Source organism: Lysinibacillus sp. FW301-JW8 (genome assembly GCF_058788755.1).
The window spans coordinates 1-21,750 of record NZ_JBYTBB010000005.1 but is presented as its reverse complement, the minus strand read 5'-3'; the positions used below and the strand labels follow the sequence as shown (position 1 = coordinate 21,750).

Annotated in this window: 13 protein-coding genes, 4 pseudogenes and 1 riboswitch; of the genes and pseudogenes, 15 read left to right on the top strand and 2 right to left on the bottom strand. The window is 37.1% G+C overall.

Annotation, left to right across the window (positions count from 1 at the left end):
* Window positions 1-112 precede the first annotated feature (112 nt).
* The 5 genes from AC3WOM_RS03265 to AC3WOM_RS03245 all read left to right on the top strand — a co-directional run bounded on the left by AC3WOM_RS03265 (window position 113) and on the right by AC3WOM_RS03245 (window position 8,560).
* Window positions 113-2,971, top strand: a complete 2,859-nt coding sequence (locus tag AC3WOM_RS03265; protein WP_492444933.1) for a hypothetical protein — start codon at window positions 113-115, stop codon at window positions 2,969-2,971.
* Window positions 2,972-3,169: 198 nt separating this feature from the next.
* Window positions 3,170-4,492 carry a hypothetical protein gene (locus AC3WOM_RS03260; RefSeq protein WP_492444931.1) on the top strand — a complete coding sequence of 441 codons (1,323 nt, stop codon included), beginning with the start codon at window positions 3,170-3,172 and terminating at the stop codon, window positions 4,490-4,492.
* Between the two features lie 349 nt (window positions 4,493-4,841).
* The gene (locus AC3WOM_RS03255) at window positions 4,842-6,065 is read left to right on the top strand and encodes an MFS transporter (RefSeq protein WP_492444930.1); all 1,224 of its coding nucleotides are present in this window, start codon (window positions 4,842-4,844) and stop codon (window positions 6,063-6,065) included.
* Between the two features lie 28 nt (window positions 6,066-6,093).
* A complete protein-coding gene (locus tag AC3WOM_RS03250; RefSeq protein ID WP_492444928.1) occupies window positions 6,094-7,509 on the top strand; it encodes a M20 family metallopeptidase in 1,416 nt (471 codons plus the stop codon).
* An 82-nt stretch (window positions 7,510-7,591) separates the two neighbouring features.
* On the top strand, window positions 7,592-8,560 hold the full coding sequence (locus AC3WOM_RS03245; RefSeq protein WP_427541347.1) for a glutaminase: 969 nt from the start codon (window positions 7,592-7,594) through the stop codon (window positions 8,558-8,560).
* A 111-nt stretch (window positions 8,561-8,671) separates the two neighbouring features.
* Here the strand turns inward: AC3WOM_RS03245 and AC3WOM_RS03240 are convergent, their stop codons facing one another.
* Window positions 8,672-10,021: an amino acid permease gene (locus AC3WOM_RS03240; protein ID WP_492444926.1), complete on the bottom strand. Its 1,350-nt coding sequence runs from the start codon at window positions 10,019-10,021 to the stop codon at window positions 8,672-8,674.
* 157 nt (window positions 10,022-10,178) lie between these two features.
* Window positions 10,179-10,255, bottom strand: a riboswitch (glycine riboswitch).
* 377 nt (window positions 10,256-10,632) lie between these two features.
* Here AC3WOM_RS03240 and AC3WOM_RS03235 point away from each other — a divergent pair.
* Complete coding sequence (locus tag AC3WOM_RS03235; RefSeq protein WP_427541341.1) at window positions 10,633-11,547, top strand: tetratricopeptide repeat protein; 915 nt, start codon at window positions 10,633-10,635, stop codon at window positions 11,545-11,547.
* A gap of 191 nt (window positions 11,548-11,738) precedes the next feature.
* Here the strand turns inward: AC3WOM_RS03235 and AC3WOM_RS03230 are convergent, their stop codons facing one another.
* Window positions 11,739-12,122, bottom strand: coding sequence for a rhodanese-like domain-containing protein (locus AC3WOM_RS03230; RefSeq protein ID WP_427541338.1), 384 nt, complete (start codon window positions 12,120-12,122; stop codon window positions 11,739-11,741).
* A 252-nt stretch (window positions 12,123-12,374) separates the two neighbouring features.
* Here AC3WOM_RS03230 and AC3WOM_RS03225 point away from each other — a divergent pair, with 252 nt between their 5' ends.
* The 9 genes and pseudogenes from AC3WOM_RS03225 (at window position 12,375) to AC3WOM_RS03185 (ending at window position 21,433) form a co-directional block, all read left to right on the top strand.
* The gene (locus tag AC3WOM_RS03225; RefSeq protein ID WP_427541335.1) at window positions 12,375-13,205 is read left to right on the top strand and encodes a lipoate--protein ligase family protein; all 831 of its coding nucleotides are present in this window, start codon (window positions 12,375-12,377) and stop codon (window positions 13,203-13,205) included.
* 201 nt (window positions 13,206-13,406) lie between these two features.
* Window positions 13,407-13,976 (top strand): annotated as a pseudogene (locus AC3WOM_RS03220) (ribonucleotide reductase N-terminal alpha domain-containing protein); the annotation flags it as partial.
* 759 nt (window positions 13,977-14,735) lie between these two features.
* Window positions 14,736-16,619, top strand: coding sequence for a group II intron reverse transcriptase (locus AC3WOM_RS03215; RefSeq protein WP_492444924.1), 1,884 nt, complete (start codon window positions 14,736-14,738; stop codon window positions 16,617-16,619).
* A gap of 140 nt (window positions 16,620-16,759) precedes the next feature.
* Window positions 16,760-17,008, top strand: coding sequence for a ribonucleotide reductase barrel domain-containing protein (locus AC3WOM_RS03210; RefSeq protein WP_427541329.1), 249 nt, complete (start codon window positions 16,760-16,762; stop codon window positions 17,006-17,008).
* A 66-nt stretch (window positions 17,009-17,074) separates the two neighbouring features.
* Window positions 17,075-17,956: an endonuclease domain-containing protein gene (locus tag AC3WOM_RS03205; RefSeq protein ID WP_492444922.1), complete on the top strand. Its 882-nt coding sequence runs from the start codon at window positions 17,075-17,077 to the stop codon at window positions 17,954-17,956.
* 239 nt (window positions 17,957-18,195) lie between these two features.
* Window positions 18,196-18,840, top strand: a pseudogene (locus AC3WOM_RS03200) (ribonucleotide reductase barrel domain-containing protein); the annotation flags it as partial.
* 360 nt (window positions 18,841-19,200) lie between these two features.
* Window positions 19,201-20,328 (top strand): annotated as a pseudogene (locus AC3WOM_RS03195) (ribonucleotide reductase barrel domain-containing protein); the annotation flags it as partial.
* Window positions 20,329-20,476: 148 nt separating this feature from the next.
* A pseudogene (locus AC3WOM_RS03190) lies at window positions 20,477-20,608 on the top strand (heteromeric transposase endonuclease subunit TnsA); the annotation flags it as partial.
* Window positions 20,609-20,962: 354 nt separating this feature from the next.
* Window positions 20,963-21,433 (top strand): hypothetical protein, encoded by a 471-nt coding sequence (locus tag AC3WOM_RS03185; protein WP_427541323.1) that lies wholly within the window; start codon window positions 20,963-20,965, stop codon window positions 21,431-21,433.
* Window positions 21,434-21,750 lie beyond the last annotated feature (317 nt).

The window sequence follows — 21,750 nt, the reverse complement described above, 5'->3', positions numbered from 1 at the left end:
TTGTATTTTGAAATAGGAGAAAATACACTTTTTAGAAATATTCCGTAAAACGAAGGAAATTCCAAAATTATGACCGATATAATTGAATAGATGGATAGAGGAGGTAAAAAAATTGAATAAAAAATTATTTTTCACAGTAGCCGCTATTCCAGCAGCTCTTATTGTACCAACAGTGGCAGGTGCAGTGGAAGCAACACCAACAGTGACAGTGTTAGGACAAAATATGGTAAATGGTGTGTTAAAGGCTTCTATTGAGAATTTACCAGCGAATTCAATTGTGAAAGGTTACCAATGGTATTATGTTGAAAATGATAATACAAATAAACCAATCTCTGGTGCAACTGCTGCATCCTTTACAGTACCAGTAGAGGCAGCCGGAAAAACATTATTTGTAGAAGCTATTACAACGAACGATAGTAAATATAAAAGTGCACCACTAACAATAAATACGCTTCAGCTGGCAATTGCAAAGCCTACATTTGCAGTGTCTTCTAAATATGTTGTTCCTGGGGAAGTGTTAAAGGCTACAGCCGAAGTGACGGATGGTGCAGGTGCCAAATTACAAAGTAGTCAAATTACATATAGCTATCAATGGTTTTATAAAGTTGGTGAGTCCTTCACTATCATTGACGGGGCTACTAGCGGCACATATACAATTCCGAAAGATGCCTTAGATAAAAACATGCAAGACATTATGGTTAAGGTAAGAGCAAAAGTTGGTCCCGCGATTGTAGAATCAGATTTTTCTGATGTCATTACAGTATCGAATGAACCGACAAATTCAATGATTAGTGAAATTAAAACATTGCTTAAAAACGACCATCAATACAATATTTCAAGCCTAGAGTTATTTAAGGGAGAAGTAACAGCGATGGACGCTAGGTATCAGGCATTAACAGCTCCTGCGAAGGCAAATGTGACAAATTACGATGTTTTAAAGAGAGCTGTTGCTGATATAGAATTAATGAGTAAACTTGCTGAGAAAGTAGATAAAGTAAAAGAAGTTACTGAGAAGGATTTGCCGAAGTATTTAAAAGAGATCGAGGAGTCTTACGATAAGCTGGATTTACTACAACGAAGCTTGGATGTTAATGATGGTTTATATGCTAGCATTAAAAGCCTTCTAAAAGATCCATCTGATATCGAGCAAATTAATGAGGTAAGAAGATTAAATCAAGTCATTGTAGGCTTATTAAAATACGAAAATTCCTTTGTTAAATATGTCCCTGCAAGTAAAGAAGCTTTACAAACAGCTGTAGAGGCAATCGAAAAGGATATAGCTAAACTAAAGCAAAATTACCGTTCTACAGTGCAAAATCAAGCTATTTTAAATGATGCGAAGGCAGATATAAAAAAGGTTGAGCAATTTATCAAATCATTTGAGAAATTATCACCAAATAATACGCCCAACAAGCAGGTAACAGTTGCGAAATCCATTCGATCTGCCTATGAAAAGCTGACATTTAAACAATTGCAATTAGTGCCAACCAAGTATGTGGAAATTTTACTTGAAGCTGAGGACGCTGAAGATAGTCAAATCCAAAAGCTAAATAACGATATAGCTGGTTATATATATGGTGCTATCGATAGCTATCCGATTGATCCTTCTGTCCATTCTTGGCAGAGTCATGTTAATAATGTAAATCGTATTATTAATGAATATAAGGGCTTGACGAAAAATTCTGCTGCTAAAATTACTGGGTATGAAGATATCCTAATCCTCCAGAAGGACTTTAAGGCAGCTGAAAAAGTGATTAAGGATATGGATACTTATAAAAAACTTAGTCAAACTACTGGTGTAGCGGAAAGTAAACTAAACTCAAATTATACTAGTATATTGAAAGCTTATAATAAATTAACGAGTCTTCAACAATCACTTGTATATAATGCTGATGATTTTTTATTGAATACACCTAAGGTTACAGTTGACACAGGTGGCAAGGAACCTTCTGATAAGGCTGCAGCCGAAGCATTAAAGGGTGATATTGCGAAGCTTGCTGATGTTTCAAAATATACATTTACACAATTCGAAACAGCTGTAAATGCTGCAACAGCAACCTATAAAAATCTTTCTTCTACTGCACGAAAATATGTAACTAACTATTATTTATTAACAGCCGCTAGTAAGGATTTGTCAGGTGTTAAATCCTTCCATAAAAAGGTGCAAACAGCTAGAGAGGAAACGGATGTTACCAAGCAGGCTAAAAAAATCCAAACAGTTGAAACGGCATATGCAAAGCTGCCTGCAAATCAGCAGCACTTAGCAAAGCAACAATATGATGATTTACTGAATAAACGTTTACCAGATGGCAATGCACCTGATATCTCGAAGCTAAATAGTGAAATTGCAACAATTGTTACGAATGATATGTATACCGTTTCAATCGATAAAATTAATCAACTTTCAGCTCAATATAATAAGCTAAGTTCTAGTGATAAAAAGAGTATTACCAATGCCTCGATTTTAACCACTGCAGTTTCTGATGTGAAGAAAGTAGATTCCTTCATGAAGCAGTATGATAAATCATTTAATAGCAATCCAACAACTGTTATAAAAGCCTATGCGAAACTTACTGCGAAACAAATGAGTTTAGTTAGCCCTGTTGTTAGACAAGCTATTCTGGATAAAGAAAAGGGGCAGCAGCAATCGAATGACACGGCTTTAGATTTAATTGAAACGATTAATGGATTGCTTGAAAATGGCGAGTATATAGCTGATTTGGAGACGAAGGTAAAAGAAATCCGTACGCAATATGATGCCCTTAGTGCCTCGGAGAAAAAAGTTGTAAAAAATTATTCGAAGCTAACGCAGGCAGAGAGTGACTTGAAAAAGGTAGCGGAGATCCATGCGCTTTATGTTCCTGCTGGTGAAGGAAAAGAAGAAGCACGTAAAGCTTGGCAGACAGCCTATGGGAAGCTCTCGAAAAAACTAGAAATTCTGTATAAGAATTTGTATAGCAATGATGTGTAGGATCCCTTAATTCAATATTGTGTTAAACAAACCTCGAATATGCTTATTATTCGGGGTTTATTTGTAGAGAAAAAGCATATCCTTCAGCAGAATTTAAAGCTTTCAATTGTCTAGGCTATAATATATTCGCTATACTATTTACAGTTAATAAGAGGAGTGCTAAATGCATGGAGTAATTGATAGAGAAGGTAGGAGCTTATGATGTATAAAATAGGTGTTGTTGGACCAATTAAATCCGTGGAAAAAATTATCGAATTAGCACATGAAATTGAACAGGACATGGCGTTTATTCCATATATTTATGGTATCGCCACTGAAACGAAAGATATTGTAGAGAGTCATAATCAAGATGTGGATTTTTGGCTTTTTTCAGGATACATACCTTATAAAATTGCTAGTCAGACAAGCGTTTCACAGGATAAGCTGGCACATATTATTTTTTCGGAGGCAGCTATCTATAAAGGCTTTTTAGAGCAGTCCTATAAAAGAAAAAAATTTATCGAAAATGTCAGTATTGATATTATTCCATCTCCTGCACAAATGACCTCAGAAGGATTAGCGGAGATTGAACAAAATGTGAGAAATATGTATCTTAAGGAATTTGATGTCGCCATTGATCCGAAGGAATTATTTGATTTCCATTTTGAGCTCTGGCAAGAAGGAAAAATTGATTTTGCCATCACTTGTTATCCGTCAGTAGATGAGCAGTTAAGAAAGATGGGGGTTCCGTCGTATTGGGTTTCTCCTACAAAAACAGAAATTTACCATACTGTACAGTTGTTTACAGAAAAAATTAAAACCTCGTATTATAAAGAAACACAAATCGGTGCTGTTATGCTTGAAATAAAGGATTTCGATTCTTTGAAGGAGCGAATGAAGCAGGGCTATCGAATTCAATATTTAGAATTACGCATAAAAGAAAATTTATTGCAATTATGCGAACGAATTGATGGCTCCTTAGTAGAGGAGGGAAATGGTAGATATACAATTTTTAGTACTAGGGGAGCTATTGAAGGTCAAATTCAGTTCATCACAGAGAAAATGTATCAGCTGTCCATTGAAATGGAGGGGAAGGTCGCGGCAGGAATCGGCTTTGCGCAGACTGTATTTAATGCAGAATTACATGCACATAGAGGTTTACGTCAAACCAAAGCAAATGAATCCATTGATATGATTATGATACAGGATGATGGTACTATTATTGAATCCGTTGGAAATATAGAAGAGCTGTCTTATTCCTATCGAGCAGAAGATCCCGCTATAATTGAGAAATTGAAAAGTGGTAGTATTAGCATCAAAACCTATACCAAAATACTGGCTTTAGTTCAAAAAATGCGTTGGAAGCATTTTACGACAAAGGATTTAGCGACACAGCTTCAAATGAGTGAACGAAATGCTCAGCGTATTGTTGCTGATTTATGTAGTGTAGGCTTAGCAAAGGTAGCAGGAGAGGAGCTACAGCATACTCGAGGTAGGCCCATCAAAATGTATCAGCTTATTATGCACCGTTCTACGTATTAATCTAAAGAAATATCCCAAACCATTTACGGTTTAGGGATATTTTTTTCGTTAGATAAATATTTAAGGATTCAAGCGTGTTTTTTAGATGTCTTATATCCTTTTTTATGTTTTATCTAGTAGGAATTTTCAAAAAAATATTGTCATTTTATAAAAATTTGATTATTATACGAATATATAACGAAAATGTCGTTATTTAAGGGGTTTTGATTTTATTAGATAGGGAGAGATGGATCAGTCAATGGTGGTAGGCTGCAAAGAAAAGCGAAAGGATACAATGAAGATTTAGGCGATCATCATTTTGCACGACTATTGCAGCATTTTAGCTACAAGAGATATGGGAGGGAATGTTATGACAATGAATATGGTAACAAAAAAGTCCAGAAATTTAATACTTGCACTTTTATTTTTAGGATGGTCGTTAGGAAATTTAGATCGGTACATTATGAATTATGCGGTTGTTTCCATTACAGGTGATTTAAGCCTAGATGCTTCTTCTACAGGAATCATTTTAAGCGCTTTCTTTTTAGGATATGCTATTATGCAAATTCCTGGTGGATGGCTTGCTGATAAATTTGGCGCCAAGCGAGTTTTATTAATGGCTGTTATTATGTGGTCAATCTTCACAGGCTTGACAGCTGTTGCATGGTCATTAACAGCAATGATTGTTATTCGCTTTTTATTTGGTATAGGAGAAGGGGGCTTCCAGCCAGCAAGCTCTAAAATTATTGCAACAATTTTTCCGAAGGAGGAAAGAGGTAGAGCTATGTCCATTATGCTTACCTCTGGGGGAATTGTATCACTGATTGTACCATTATTAGCTGCTTATCTATTAGGAACAATTGGCTGGCGCATGATGTTCATCATTATCGGGGCGATCGGGGCCATTATTGCCTTCCTCTATTGGAAATATATCAAGCTTCCGCAAGAACAAGCAGTTAATAATGAGAGCGTTTCAACAAAAGTGAACTTGAAGGAATTATTTAAGACACCACTTATGTGGAATTTAATTATTGCTTATTTTTGTATCTATGCGGTGAACTGGGGATTAGTTTCTTGGATCCCGACCTATTTACAAAAAAATCGAGGTCTTGATTTAATGTCCATTGGCTGGGCGCAGACAATCCCTGCCATCACAACAATTATAGGTGTTTATGGTAGTGGCTTTATCATTGATAAGTTACCACGTGGAATGGACAAAATTTTAGGTTCAATTTCATGTGCGATCATCGGTATTTTATTGTATTTAATGTTTACAGCAAAATCTGTAACACTATTTATTGGCTATCAAACGGTGGTTTCTTTATTTATTGCCTTTGTTATTACCTTACTCCCAGCCATCGTGCTAAAGAAATTGCCATCATCCATTACAGGATCAGCAATGGGCGTTGCTAATACAGGTGGGCAGTTAGCAGGATTTGTAACACCAATGGCAATTGGCTTTATGGTAGATGCCTTTAACGGGTCCTTTGATGCAGCCTTTTGGATGTTAATTGGGTTTGCGGCAATCTGTATTATTTCACTGTTAACGTTAAATGATCAAAAAGGGAATCTTTTGAATTCTATTCATAATTGATTGCAATTTTCTAAGGAGGTAAAAAAAGATGAGTTTACAAGAAAAAATTTCTTTATTAGTTGAATCAAAAAAAGAGGCTAGCATTCAATTAAGTGATGCCATTTGGGCGTTACCTGAGCTTCATTTTCAAGAAAAAAAATCAGTACAATATATGAAAAGAGCCTTAGAGAAAGAGGGCTTTGCAACAGAAATGGGGGTAGCGGGTCTTGAAACAGCGCTAGTGGCAACATATGGTTCAGGAAAACCTGTTATTGCTTTTCTCGGTGAATATGACGCTCTTCCAGGGCTAAGTCAAAAAGGTGGTGCCACTTCTTATGAGCCATTAGAAGACGGTGGCAGTGGTCATGGGTGTGGTCATAATTTATTGGGAACAGGTGCATTTGCTGCGGCTGTGGCAGTGAAAGATTACTTAGAGCAACATAATCAATCAGCGACGATTCGTTTTTATGGCTGTCCTGCTGAGGAAAACGGTTCAGGTAAGGCTTATATGGCGAAGGCAGGTCTTTTTGATGATGTTGATATTGCCATATCGTGGCACCCTGGAACATTTTCAACGGTCATGACTTGTAGCTCTCTCGCAAACTATGCAGTTACTTTTAAGTTTACTGGGAAAAGCGCACATGCAGCAGCGGCACCACATTTAGGAAGAAGTGCATTGGATGCTGTTGAACTTATGAATGTAGGGGTAAACTACTTACGCGAGCATATTATTCCAGAGGCGCGCTTGCATTATGCCATTACAAATTCTGGAGGAGCATCTCCAAATGTCGTACAGCCATACGCAGAGGTAACTTATTTAGTAAGGGCACCGAGAAAGCAGCAGGTACAGGAAATTTATCAGCGTGTTGAAAATATTGCTAAAGGTGCCACACTTATGACTGGAACATCTCTAGAAATCGAATTTGAAGGTGCAGCGTCGGATCTTATTCCAAATAAAACACTTTATGATGCAATGTATAAGCAATTACTTGAAATCGGTATGCCAACTTATACAATAGAAGATGAGCAGCATGCACAAGCTATTTTTAAGACATTTTCTCCTGATATTCAGGCTTCTGCCTTAATTGGCTTAACGAAAGAAGATATGGGGTTGTTAAAAGATCAAGTGATTGCACATCATATTCCAGGCATCCTACCCGAATTTATCATGGGCGGATCTACAGATGTTGGAGATGTTAGCTGGAATGTTCCAACTGTTCAATGTACAACGGTGTGTATGGCATTAGGGACACCGCTTCATACATGGCAGGTTGTATCACAGGGCATTATGCCGATTGCACATAAGGGAATGCTGCAGGCTGCAAAAATTATGGCTTGCACTGCTATTGATTGTATTCACAATCCAGCACTGATTGAAGAGGCGAAAAAAGAATGGGAGCAACGTCTGGATGGAGAGACTTATGCATCCTTAATTCCTGAAGGAACAAAGCCTCCAAAGCGTTAGATAATAATATAGATTCGGTTTGAGTCTTCATAGGTGAACTATGGAGGCTCTGTTTTTTCAAAATATGAAAGGAGATTAGATTATGGCAGTAGAACATACAAATTCTCATCAACAGCTTGTCTCTAGCTGGGTCAAGGAGTTTCGTCCCTTTGCGAAAAATGGACAATGTGCAAACTATATTCCGGCACTTGCCGAAAAAGATCCACTCCAATTAGCTATTTCGATTGTTGGACCATCTGGTAATGAAATGAAGGCAGGGGATACTGCTGAATTGTTTACCCTTCAAAGTGTATCGAAAGTAGTTACATTTATTTTAGCTTGTATGGATCGTGGATTACCCTATGTGTTAGAGCGAGTAGATGTTGAACCAACAGGCGATACCTTCAATTCTATTATTCGCCTAGAAAGCCATCATCCAGGGAAACCTTTTAATCCTATGATTAATGCGGGGGCTATAACAGTATCCTCAATGCTTACAGGAAATTCACCACAGGAGAAAATGGAGAAAATCCTTTATTTTCTAGAGCAAATGGTTGGTAAAAGGTTAAAGGTGAATGAAGTGGTTTTTCAATCTGAATGGCAAACGGCTAATCGAAATCGATCTTTAGCGTATTATCTAATGGATTCTGGTTTTTTAGATTGCACTGTAGAGGAGGCATTGGAGGTATATTTAAAACAATGTGCCATTGAAGTAAATGTGTCAGATTTAGCGATGATTGGATTAGTAATTGCTAATGATGGCTACCATCCTCAATTAAAAACACAGCTTTTTCCAAAGCAGGTCGCGAAATTAGCAAAGGCCTTGATGGTTACTTGCGGTATGTATAATGCGTCGGGAAAATTTGCTGCATTTATTGGGCTGCCTGCTAAAAGTGGTGTTTCTGGCGCAATTCTGGCGGCTGTGCCTAGTCACGCAAGCTTGAATTCTCCCTTTCCAGATGGCTGTGGTATTGGTATTTATGGACCAGCTATTGATTCAATAGGCAATAGTGTAGCAGGAGTAAAATTATTAAAGCATCTTGCAACTGAATGGAATATGAATATATTTTAAAGCCATATAAATGTCTTATTTGCCTAATGATTTCAGTGTAGTGAGAAACTTAACTTTTTTAAAGAAGCCCTGGATAGGTTCACTTTCGTTAACTATACAGGGCAGTATATCTTAGTGTATTGGTTTAGTTCTTTTCATTTTATAGATAAACATAAGTAGTATAAACCAAATAGGCGTTAGCAGTAAGGCTGTACGTGTGGCCTCAGAAATAAACATAACTACTAATAAAAATGCGAAGAAGGCAAGTACTAAATAGTTCACGAATGGAGTAAAGGGTGCCTTGAAATTCGATGCCTCATGAAGTGCACGATTCTTTCGTTTATAGATGATATGGGAGATTAATATGATACTCCATACCCAAATAAAACAAATAGCACTAATAGTTGTTACAACACTAAAGGCGTTTTCAGGCATTAATTTACTTAATAATGCACCAACGGATACCACAATTGCCGACACAATAAGCGCGTTACTTGGTACGCTATTTTTGTTAAGCTTGGCAAAGGATGCTGAAGCTTGCTTATTGCTGCCTAGATTATAAAGCATGCGGCTTGTAGAGAATAAACCACTATTACCTGCTGAAGCGGCAGATGTTAGAACAACAAAATTAATAATCCCAGCTGCGATTGGGATTCCTGCTAACGTGAATACTTGTACAAATGGACTGTTTGCGGCAGACATTTCATACCAAGGGTTAATACATAGGATGACAAATAATGCCCCTACGTAAAATAATAAAATACGTAATGGAATTTTATTGATGGCTGAAGGAATATTTTTCTTAGGGTCAGCTGTTTCAGCAGCAGACACACCGACTAATTCAACCCCTACAAAAGCAAAAACAACCATTTGGAATGCCATTAAAAAACCATAAACGCCGTTCGGGAACATTCCACCGTGTGCCCAAAGGTTTTCCACTGACACAGTGCCTGAGCTTGTTTGAAAGCCTGTAAATAGCATGAAGAGCCCGATAATAATGAGTGCAACAATAGTGATGACTTTGATGAGGGCAAACCAAAACTCTAATTCCCCGAATAATTTTACCGTTAATAAATTTAAGATTAATAGCAGAACTAAGCAGCCTATCGCTGGTACCCATTGTGGAATATCAAACCAATATTTCGTATAAACGCCTACAGCAATAATGTCTGCCATAGCCGTCATAATCCAGCAAAACCAATACGTCCAGCCAGTGACAAAGCCTGCCCAGGGTCCTATATATTCTGTTGCAAAGTCAGTAAATGATGTATAGCCAGTTTTTGATAATAATAATTCACCTAATGCACGCATCACAAAAAATAAAGCGATGCCGACAATTAAATAGGCGAAGATAATGGCAGGCCCAGCTAGAGCAATGGCTTTCCCAGATCCTAAAAATAACCCAGTACCGATTGTCCCGCCAATGGCAATTAGCTGCACATGGCGATTTTTTAAATCTCTTTTTAATTGCTGTTGTTCCACGTTAATCCCCCTCAAAGATGTATAAAATATGACTGGAAAATTAAAAAAAGACTAGTTATGACACTAGTCTCGTAAACGTCAGAATAACAAATACCATTTTCGGATGTTGACGATAAGGTAAACATTCGGCTGGTATATCTTTCATAATGAAAGTTGATATTACTCCTCTGTCCTTTTGCCTGAGATAGTGAACCCTTCGGCGACGCAAACTGCGCTCTCTCCAGAACTGCTCCTGCTATAGTTTAATCCATAGCATTCATAGCTTATATTGTCGTGATGACATTATTTTAAGATATTATACATCCTATCAATGGTTGCATTATTATTCAAGAACAAAATTTTAGCTATTTTCAGAAAAATAGAAGAATGCGATTTAGATAGGGAAATATATTATAAAAAATAGTATTTTTAGACATACAATTGTTTTGTTAATTTTTGGGCTGAATGATCAAATAGGAAGTTCGAAACGCTAAAAAAGTCAATAAGGCGTGTTGCTCAATAATAGACAAGACACTCAATTATAGGATTTTATCACTCATTATAGAGGCAAAGGTGTTCTATTTTGTGGCGCAATTACTTAATTTATAATAACCTGTTTATGAGGTGAGTAAATGGAGCGAATCAAGAAGGCTGCGGAAATATTGGCGAAAGAGGGAGAGTACGAGACAGTTAAACTTATGCTATTAGATGTACTTGCCGAAGAAAAAAATGTCATAATCCTACATAATTTAGCCGATTTATTGAAGGAAAATGATGATTATGAGGAAGCGTTATTCTACGCCAAACAGGCTGTTGCCATGGAGCCTAAAACTTATTATCCCTATGCATTACTTGGCGAATTGACAATGCGCCTTGTGAGCTTAGATAGTGCACAGCGATGGCTAGAGCAAGCTTATACTTTATTTGAGTCCCCTGTTGTCGCTCATAATTTAGCATCTATTTATAAACATCAACAAAGGTTTAGCGAAGCGGCTACATATTTTATCCAATCCTATCAAACAGAGGATTACGGGCTGATGAGGGCTGTTGAATGTTTTATTCTGGCTGGAGATGTTGATAGTGCTTATAAATGGATCGATGTTATCAAGCAGGATCAGGAACGTTTTATTGGGGAAGTCGAATTAGGGGAGTTATATACAAGCCTGGGTCATTATCAAGAGGCGGCTGAATGGTATGCTAAAGGCTATCAGCACTACGCTCATACGGCTTGTTGGATCTCAAATTATTTATGGGTTCTGCATCAGCTTGGGCATGAAAAACAAATAGGAGATATTCGCGCTGCTTTTCTGGAAAAAGTAACAGCAGAATTAAACGAATTACCAGAGGATGCAAAAGAGTATGAAATGACAAGTGAGGAAATGCAGGAAGAGGAGCAAAGGTTACGGGCGGATATGGAGCAAGTGAGAAATGCTCATCTACAGGCTAGCATCTCTTATGAAGACGAGCTTTACATTGCATCTCGATGCCTTACTTTTTTCTGCCCTATGCATGATCAAAGTTTTGGTGAGCAAGAAATATGTGAGTAATTGTATGTAATAGATATAATATAGTAGAAACTCTGAATTTTTTGCAAAAAGAAAACCATCTCATAGTCATTTGGGATGGTTTCTTTTTGTCGAAACGAAGCGGCGTAGGTAAATATATTTAAATCTATTTCTCGATTGAAAAAGTACAATATCAATTAATTACTTGCGCCTTAACGAAATCTACTACATGCTTATTTTTTTGTTTTTATTTTACCTGTCCAAGTTCGGAAGCCACCTTGAAGCTGGTAAATCTGGTTGTAGCCACGCTTTTTAAGAAACAATGCAGCACGTGAGCTACGGCCTGTATTTTGACAGTATAAATATACTGGTAAATCTGGGCGAATTTCTTTATAACGTTGACGTAGTGTAGTTGAAGGAACATTACGAGCACCAAGGATATGGCCAGCATCAAATTCTTTCTGCTCTCGTACGTCGATAAGCTGAGCTTTACGATAGCCTTCAATAAATTGTTCTTGTGTTAGGTTTGACACTGCTTTTTTTAGTCGCATTGCATTTATTCCGATATATGCAATTAGGACTACTAAAACAACACCGATTGTGATAAGTATGTCCAAGATTTTCTTACCCCTTTCTATCTTCTTTATTATTATAAAAGATGCGCTAGCGATAGTCCAATGAGTTTGATAAAATTAACTAGATTGTGGCTAGAATTAAGATAACTATATGCATTGGTATTCGTTGATGGTAGTTAATCAAAGCTACAGAACTAAATGCGTGTCATGATTTATGAAAATTCGACATCGAATATCATGATATATTGATACGCTTTCGCTAAGATTAATTAAATAGTTGTAGGAGATGAAAAAATGACAACTTGGTATTTTCTCAATTCAGGAAAATGTAGTCCATCTTTTAATATGGCATTAGATGAGGCATTGCTTGATTGGCATAGTGAGGGATTGATTCCTCCCGTTATTCGTTTTTATGAGTGGGAGCCAGCAACTCTTTCCATTGGTTATTTTCAACAAGCAAAGCGAGATATTAATATAGAGGCAGTGCAGCAGCAAGGACTCGGCTTTGTTCGTCGTCCAACTGGGGGCAGAGCCGTTTTACACGAGCATGAGTTGACATATAGCGTCATCGTTACTGAAAGCTATCCAGATATGCCAGAGTCAGTGACAGAGGCATATCGAGTGTTAAGTGAAGGCATACTGAAAGGCTTTCATAATCTCGGAATGGATGCTTATTTTAGTGTGCCTGATACAGAGGAAAAAAAGGCAGATTTAAAAAAGCCGAAAAGTGCAGTTTGTTTTGATGCACCTAGCTGGTATGAACTTGTCGTAGAGGGAAAAAAAATTGCTGGTAGTGCGCAAACACGTCAAAAGGGAGTAATTCTACAACACGGAGCCATCTTACTAGATTTAGATCAGGAAAAATTATTATCCGTATTTAATTTTTCAAGTGAAGAAGCGAAGGAGCGTATGCGTAGAAAGCTGCCAGAAAAGGCTGTTGCTATTAATAGTCTTGTCAAGGAACCTGTGACAATTGAACAATGTGTGACAGCTTTTAGAGATGGCTTTGCAAAATCGTTGCAAATTGATTTAAAACCATTTACACTTTCTGAGGAGCAGCTAGAATATGTCCATGCGCTAGAGGAAAAAAAATATGCGTGTGACGATTGGAACTTCAAAAAGTAAAAAATGGTATAAGAAAAATATTTTTTATTGTTCAAACCTTGTGATGTCAAGCAGTTCTGATTCTACTCAAAATTGCAAGAGTTGAATTAAAAAACTATATATAGTATCTTTTTTAAGACATATACACAATATGTAGTGTTTGACGACACATGATATTGTGTATTTATTATGTGTAAGGCAGAAAATAAGGGAGGCAAAACGATGGTACTCACAAATCATCAACCCGAAGTAAACAAACAAATTGAACAGTTAAACAAAGATATTGGGCTATTTCCACAGGTTCACCCTGTAACACCTGATATGCATATTACGCATAAAGGTGTATCAAGGCTTGTTATGATCGATCGCTACTCGTTTAAGGATACGGAAAAGAAAACGCTTAAAGCTGGTGATTTCGTCGTATTAACAGTGAAGGCAGATCCAAAATTCCCTGCCCGTGGTTTAGGCACAATTCAGAAGTTGGACATGTCTACAAAAACAGCAGATATTTTGATTGAGGAAGACTACCGTAGTGCTTTAGATAATCCAAAAGAGCAAGAAACAGGTGTGATTACGCGTTCAATTGACGTGTTAGAAAAGCCTCTTGAAATTTTTTATGAACAAATCGCAAAACGCAATGCAACAGGGCTTGCTGCTGTTGAAAAAACACCAGAAAAACGCCAAGAATGGTTCGAGAAGTTTTATGAGCAATTAGTATCATTAAAATTTATACCAGCGGGACGCGTCATTTATGGGGCAGGTTCTGAAACGGATGTAACGTTCTTCAACTGTGTGCGCAACGTTGCCTAATACAAAGGAACGGAGAAATCACTCCTCAAAATAGGCGGATATGAACTTATAAAAGAGAATGTCTAACTCTAAGAATGAATTGTTAGGTGAGAGTCCTAACTGGTCTGAATACTGGCAGACCAAGCCTGAGGGTACGACAGGCGGAATAAGTACAGTTATTCCCGTCTGAAGCTCGTTAACTAGGCGAAAACCGATTCTGAAACGATAGGGAAGTAGTCGTGGCGCTATAAAATGGATATGGTGAGAATGTTCAAAAAGAACTGACGAACTTCCGAATGTACGGCTCGTAAAAGTGAGGGGACGGAATAGAAACGTCCTCGCCCATCAAGCGGGTTTAGTCTTGGCTAAAGTATTGCAGTTTGCTTTAGCGAAACTTGTCCAGTAAGGGATAAGAGTCTTAAGTCCTCCAGTAAAGGACGAAGAGATGGCTAACGGGTCAAAGGAAGCACCTAAGTCCATATGAAAAGCTAATTCTTAGGGAACGTTGGAAGCCGACAAGAGAATGTTAAAGGACTGTAAGCCTAATGTCTCTAAACGTCAGGAAATGGTCGTTGAATGTCGGTGGCGGTTAGCCCGTAGTAGTGATGAAACAGGGTAATGCTTGTGGAGCGAAGGGGCATAGTCTACCAATAGGTTTACTAAACCTCAATAAATTGTAAGTAAATTAAGAAAAGCTCGTTAAGGAAGCCGTTGAGCATACACTGACTAAAACCATACCACTAACGAAAGGCGGTGGTTCAAATGGTTCAAACACTTAACTATCCGAATAGCGAACGTGAATTTAGAAAAATTCAAGATGACTTTTATAAAAGAACAAAAGAATGTATCAAAGAAGGATTAAAACCCACCTTCAAAGGATTATTAGAAATAATACAATCCGATGCAGTGATAATAAGCGCCATACACAAGCTGATAGCAAACAAGGGTAGTAATACTCCTGGAAGCGATGGAAAAAAACTTAGAGAAGCATTTCTAGAAGTAGATAGGGATACAACCTTGATGAAGGTGAAAGACCTAATGAAAAACTACAAATCAGGAATGGTAAGAAGAAAATGGCTAGATAAACCTGGTAAAAAGGAAAAACGGGCATTAGGGATTCCTAATATAGAGGATCGAATTATACAGGAATGTGTAAGGTCTGTAATTGAACCTATACTGGAAGCACAATTCTTCAAACACTCTTATGGTTTTAGACCGATGAGAGAAGCAAGCATGGCGATGGAAAGAATTTCTGATATTACTCAGAAAACAAATTTTTACTGGATAATTGAAGGGGATATTAGTAAATTTTTTGATAACGTCAATCACACAATTCTTATCAAAAAGTTATATTCGATGGGAATTAAAGACAGACGGGTTCTTATGATAATAAAAGAAATGCTTAAAGCAGGAATACTGGATGAAATTAAAGTCAATGACCTAGGAACGCCACAGGGAGGTATTATTTCTCCTCTGCTAGCGAATGTGTACCTAAACAGTTTCGATCATTGGTTATCAAACCAATGGGAAACAAAAAAGACAAGACATGAATATAGTCGTGTCGATGCAAGGTATAAACAGTTAAAGAAGACAAACTTAATTCCCTGCTTCCTCATAAGATACGCTGATGATTGGGTTGTTGTAACTGACTCAAAACAGCATGCAGAAAGACTTAAATGGAAAATCCAAAAATATTTGGATGAAAAGCTTAAACTTACATTATCATTGGAAAAGACCAAAATAACTAATATTCGTAAACGATATATAACATTCTTAGGATTCGATTATAAAAAAGTCATAGGTAAAGGTAAATTTGGATGGATATCAACAAGTAGACCAAATAAGGAAAGACTTCACAACAAAATGATGGAAATCAAAAAGGATATTTACCGGATAAGAAAACGAGATACCTTAGAAAAGAAGGTAGCGGATATTTTATTGGTAAATTCCAAAATTCGTGGAGTTCTGAACTACTATGATATAGCGACAAGAGTAGGCGTAGAAACTAGAAAATATTCTCGAATACTAGGATATGGAGCATGGAATTCTCTAGCACCAATAGGGGCCGAATGGATACCTGCAAACAAAGTGGATAACCTCAAAAGTGTACATGATAATTATACAACAGCAATTCCGACAATCGAATATGGTGAAAACAAAACAAAAATCGGTTTAACAAATGTAAGTTTCGTAAAATGGAGAAGAGCAGAGTTAAAACGAGTCAAGGAAACACCGTATAGTGAGGAAGGAAGGAAAATCTACTCACTAAGAACTGGGAAAATACCAGCAAAATATAGAGCAGATGAGCTAAATAATTTTGAGTATGCACGAAAGAACGCAAACGGAACTTTAAGAGGTTCAAAGTTAAAGTATAACTTTGAATACATGATGAACCGATGTTACGCTTTCAATAGAGATAAAGGGAAATGTAGGATTTGTGGGAAATATTTAAGACCAAATGAAACAAATACTCACCACATCAATCCGAAGTTACCACTAGAACTAGTAAACAGAGTAAATAATCTAGCATCAATGCATCAAAATTGTCACGAATTTATTCATCAAAATATTAGCCTTGAAAACCTTGATAGTAAAACTAAACAAAACGTTCAAAAATTCAGGAATAAGCTTAATCAAAGTTCTTAAAACAAGATGAAATCTTAATTTAACTTATTGGTAGATGGGGCGCCGTGTGCGGTGAAAGTCGCACGCACGGTGCTAGCCGGGGGAAAAGAACGCCTTACATGTAATGGTGAAGGATTGTTCTTACCTATCGGAACTACGTAATGCCATTTGTAGCAGATTCTCGTGAAGGAATTAGTGATCACCGTAAGCAAGTAATGGAAATTATGAGCCGCGGCGGTGGTGTAGGGACAAATGGCTCGACATTACGTCCACGAAACACTTTAGCACGTGGTGTAAATGGTAAATCATCTGGTTCTGTCTCATGGTTAGATGATATTGCGAAGCTGACTCATCTTGTTGAACAAGGTGGTAGCCGCAGAGGTAAGCATAATCTAGGTGCTTCTGCGTAAACAAACCTCGTGAATTGCTGGGAACTCTTTAACGGAAATATTGTCACTTTAATCGAGGTGGGAATTATGGATGTTTATGATGCGAAACAGCCACAAACTTGTTTAATATGTGGTTTTACAATAGATCATAATAAACAAGGAAGGTTTACGTCTCATTTGAAAAATGAGCATAACTTACCATTAGATAATTATTTAATATCTTATTTTTATCCAGTAGAATTGGTGACCTGCCAATATATTTTATGTAATAAAAAGGTTAAATTGAGGCGTGGTATTCCCAATCAGTTTTGTAGTAGAAGCTGTCGAGGAAAAGGTGAGCCTTTAACTTGTGTAATTTGTGGAAAACTATTCGATGAAAAACATCGGCAGACTAAAACTTGTAGTAAAGAGTGTGCGAGTAGGCTGCGATCACAAAATACAGGAAATTGGCATAATGACATGCCAGATGAACAAAAGAAGGTTCATTTTGAAAATATCATTTCAAAAACAGCTAAAACTAGAAAAATGAATGGAACTCCTTCATGGAACAGCGGTAAGACAGGGGTCTATAGTAAAGAAACAATAGAAAAAATTCGGCAAGCTGCATTAAAACAATTAGAGAGGGAAACATTTAGAAAAACTAGTATTGAAAGAGCTCTCGAGCATTTCTTAGTTGAACAATCAATCCCTTATAAATATTCCTTTATATTTGAAGGTGCACAATTTGATTTTTTACTACTAGGGACAAAAATTCTAATTGAATGTGATGGTGATTTCTGGCACGGGAATCCGAAATTTTATTCCACTTTTTATGATGTTCAAAAGAGGATAAAAGCTAGGGATATTGAAAAAAATCAAATTGCAGCAACGCATGGATATACTTTACTCCGTTTCTGGGAAGATGAGATAAAAAATGATTTTGAAAATGTAAAAAAACGCATTATAAATGCACTGCTAGCTACAACGTAACTGGAAACGGTAAGCGTGAATGCTTGAAAATAGCAGTGGGATAAAGACAATCAGCAGCCAAGCCTCTTTTAATGAGGAAGGTTCAACGACCATCGAAAGCACGCTGAGTTAGCGGAAGTGAGTAGAGTAGGAGTGAAGCCACTCCGAAGTGCGAGGACATCTAATAAGATGTAAGATATGGTCTCAACTTCTATGGTGACATAGAGAGTGGGTGTAGCGAACCCGCGTAAGAGGAATCGGCACAAATGATTATGCTGGCAGATTGGCATCCTGATATCGTGGAATTTATTATTTCAAAAATGCAAAATCCACGTATTTTGCGATACTTAATCGAAAATACAACGGATGAAACAATCATTCGTCTAGCAAAAGAAAAATTAAACTTTAAGCCTCTTTCATTCCAAGAGGAGGCTATGTATCAAGGCATTGTAAACTATAAAAGTATCGAGGGATTAGGCGGTTTTGATACGGCAATTATCCGTGAAGCGGAAAATAAATTGCGTGATGGTGGTACGTATACTGTTCATAATCCAGAATTCTTAACAGGTGCAAATATTTCTGTTACATTAACAAAAGAATTTATGGAAGCTGTTGAAAATGATGCTGACTTCGAGCTTCGTTTCCCAGCAGTTGAAGAATATTCGAAAGAAGAAATGAACGTTTACAACACGGAATGGCATAAAGTTGGTGATGTTCGTGAATGGGAGAAAATGGGCTATAAAGTACGCACATACCGCACAATTAAAGCAAAAGAATTGTGGAATTTAATTAATGTATGTGCAACATACTCTGCAGAGCCAGGTATTTTCTTCATCGACAACGCAAACGATATGACCAATGCAAAGGCATATGGTCAAAGTGTTGTAGCGACAAACCCGTGTGGTGGACTTCGCCTCACGTTAAAAATTGCGGGATAAAGCGGGAAGGCTGAGATGCTAATCCGAACCGAAGGCTAATGGTAAAACTTTAGTCAGGGGCAACGCATACCCGGTGATTCTACTTTGTAGACTATAATCCGGGCACGAGACCGCAACATTACACATTTATTTAAAACGTAAATTTGCCTATAGAATTTGGTGTGAAAGATTTTAGAGTAATTTCAAAAGCAGTCTTTGGAGAAGATAAAGGAAGAAAAGAATTATTAAGATTTATGAAAAAAATGTGTAATGAAAATGTATGCTGAACTTGCAGGAATTGAACTGTAAGAACTAAAGGATAAAAAACCTTTAGGGTAACAATTATTGGAACAACCGCTTGCACCATATTCTGTGTGTAATTTAGCAGCTGTGAATTTAGCGCAGTTTGCGAATAAAGAAAATCAAACTGTAGATTACGAAGCACTACGTGAAACAGTTCGTGTAGGGGTTCGTATGCAGGATAATGTTATTGATGCAACACCTTACTTCTTAGAGGAAAACCGTGTACAAGCTCTTGGTGAGCGTCGTGTTGGTTTAGGTGTTATGGGCTTAGCCGATCTACTTATTTATTGTGAGAAAGAATACGGCTCAGCGTCAGGTAATGAACTTGTAGATGAAATCTTTAAAACAATTGCTGAAACTGCATATGAGGCATCTACAGAGCTTGCAAAAGAACGTGGTAGCTTCCCATTCCTAGTAGGTTCTACAGACGAAGAAACAGCTCGTTTACGTAAAGCTTTCATAGAGACAGGCTTTATGCAGAAAATGCCTGCTCACATCAAGGAGCAAATTTTAGCGACTGGTATCCGTAACTCACATTTATTAACAGTTGCGCCAACTGGTTCAACAGGAACAATGGTAGGGGTAGCAACTGGTCTTGAGCCATACTTCTCATTTACTTACTACCGTTCTGGCCGTCTAGGTAAATTCATTGAAGTAAAAGCTGAAATTGTAAAAGAATATTTAGATCGTCACCCAGATGTAAATGAGCAAGAGCTTCCTGAATGGTTTGTCACAGCGATGGAGCTAAAACCAGAGGCACATGCTGATGTACAATGTATTATTCAAAAATGGATTGATTCATCCATCTCTAAAACAGTAAATGCACCAAAAGGCTATACAGTACAGCAAGTAGAAAAAGTATACGAGCGATTGTATAAAGGCGGCGCTAAAGGTGGTACGGTCTATGTGGATGGTAGCCGTGACTCACAAGTACTTACGCTAAAAGCTGAAGAAAATGATATGGATCAGCTATCATTTGAAGAAGAATTAGTAGAAGAACATACAAAACGTCCAGTCGTATTAATAGATACAATTCAAGCGTTAGAGTCTACAACGGTTATTGGCTCAGACGTAGGGAATACATGTCCTGTATGCCGTAAAGGAACAGTCGAAGAAATGGGTGGCTGTAATACATGTACGAACTGTGGCGCACAGTTAAAATGTGGTCTATAAGATAAAAAAGTGTTAAGTTGTTGTAGATTTTAAATAAAGTCGTACCGTTTTTAAAAAAGATGTACCGTTTTAAATAAAGTTTTACCGGTTTCAAAAAAGTTGCACCGTTTTACCCCTTTGGATTATATTAATCTAAAGGGGTGTTTTTATGTCAAAAAGAACTAGAACATCTAAAATTGAAAAATGGATTAAAGAAGGTCGCGGTTCTGGTATTGGTTCAGAGTATAAACCTTGGTTAAACATTCAAGATGTATCTTCACAAGGTAGGTCTACACGTTTAAGTGTAGATTTGAAATAAAGTTGAACTGTTTATAAAAAAGTCGCACCGTTTTGAAAAAAGTTTAACCGTTTATAAAAAAGATGAACCGGAATTTCCAATCTCGATAAAGAAGGGATTTCGGTTTTTCTTGTGGATTAAGAACCTGTTAAGTGATAATAAAGTTATTCCATTAAAGCGCAGATTGTTGAATAACACGTTTGAAAAAATTGGTAAGGACGAAAGGATTGTAAGTTTTTTTTACTTGAACTACCTTTAGGAAAGTGCAATAAGAATTCGCAAAAAATTAAATGATAGGGTAAGTGAAAGCCTTTCCTATGAGATTATCCCTTGTTTTAATAGAGGAGTATAATATAGATGGGAAAGCTGTTACTTAATACTTCTACAATATTTTTCATTGAAAAAAGGAGGATGTTGAATATGAACCAAACGAAAGCACTATTCTATTCGATGGGTACATTGCTGTTATTGGTTGCAATAGGGGCTATTCCTGCGGGAATAGGTTTTATATCAAAACCAGACGGTAGTAATTTAAGTATGTCAGTAAACCTTTTGAAAGATTCACCGTTTAAAGACTTTTTAATACCTGGAATCCTTTTGTTAACCATCCATGGACTCGGCAGCTTGCTTGGTAGCTTTTTATCTTTCAAACATCATTCTTTTGCGATCACAGTTACATTGGTACTTGGATTTGCAATGGTTGTCTGGATAGTAGCCCAAGTATACTGGCTTGGATTAAAAAGCATTCTGCAACCGACTTTTTTTGTAGTTGGCGTAATCGAAATCATTTTAGGCTTAGTTATGTATAAAAAGAAACTAGGTAATTGAGGGTATATATCCTTTATTGTATGCTCCCGTTAAACAAATTTGTGGAGTTGTTGATTTAAAGCTAAGTGGAACATTATTAAAAAAGCTTCACTATTTTTAATAAAGTAAACAGTTCACTAACGTCGCGTGAATTTTAATTGAATTTTCTGTTTTCTATTTCTTCCGTTTTTAAAGAAAATGAAAGACACTTAAATAGAGATAGTAAACATCCATTTTTTTACTATAACCGTTGACTGGGGCAACTTACAGTTCAAAATCCTTATGGTACTGTATTTCCTTCTATTTTCCGAAGCCAAATACGTGCCGGTTTCCATAGT

Bases quoted from the DNA above. Each gene is read 5' to 3' on its own strand.
- AC3WOM_RS03260 (WP_492444931.1), top strand. From the start codon at position 3,170: ATGATGTATAAAATAGGTGTTGTTGGACCAATTAAATCCGTGGAAAAA.
- AC3WOM_RS03255 (WP_492444930.1), top strand. From the start codon at position 4,842: ATGACAATGAATATGGTAACAAAAAAGTCCAGAAATTTAATACTTGCA.
- AC3WOM_RS03250 (WP_492444928.1), top strand. From the start codon at position 6,094: ATGAGTTTACAAGAAAAAATTTCTTTATTAGTTGAATCAAAAAAAGAG.
- AC3WOM_RS03245 (WP_427541347.1), top strand. From the start codon at position 7,592: ATGGCAGTAGAACATACAAATTCTCATCAACAGCTTGTCTCTAGCTGG.
- AC3WOM_RS03235 (WP_427541341.1), top strand. From the start codon at position 10,633: ATGGAGCGAATCAAGAAGGCTGCGGAAATATTGGCGAAAGAGGGAGAG.
- AC3WOM_RS03225 (WP_427541335.1), top strand. From the start codon at position 12,375: ATGACAACTTGGTATTTTCTCAATTCAGGAAAATGTAGTCCATCTTTT.
- AC3WOM_RS03215 (WP_492444924.1), top strand. From the start codon at position 14,736: ATGGTTCAAACACTTAACTATCCGAATAGCGAACGTGAATTTAGAAAA.
- AC3WOM_RS03210 (WP_427541329.1), top strand. From the start codon at position 16,760: ATGCCATTTGTAGCAGATTCTCGTGAAGGAATTAGTGATCACCGTAAG.
- AC3WOM_RS03205 (WP_492444922.1), top strand. From the start codon at position 17,075: ATGGATGTTTATGATGCGAAACAGCCACAAACTTGTTTAATATGTGGT.
- AC3WOM_RS03185 (WP_427541323.1), top strand. From the start codon at position 20,963: ATGGGAAAGCTGTTACTTAATACTTCTACAATATTTTTCATTGAAAAA.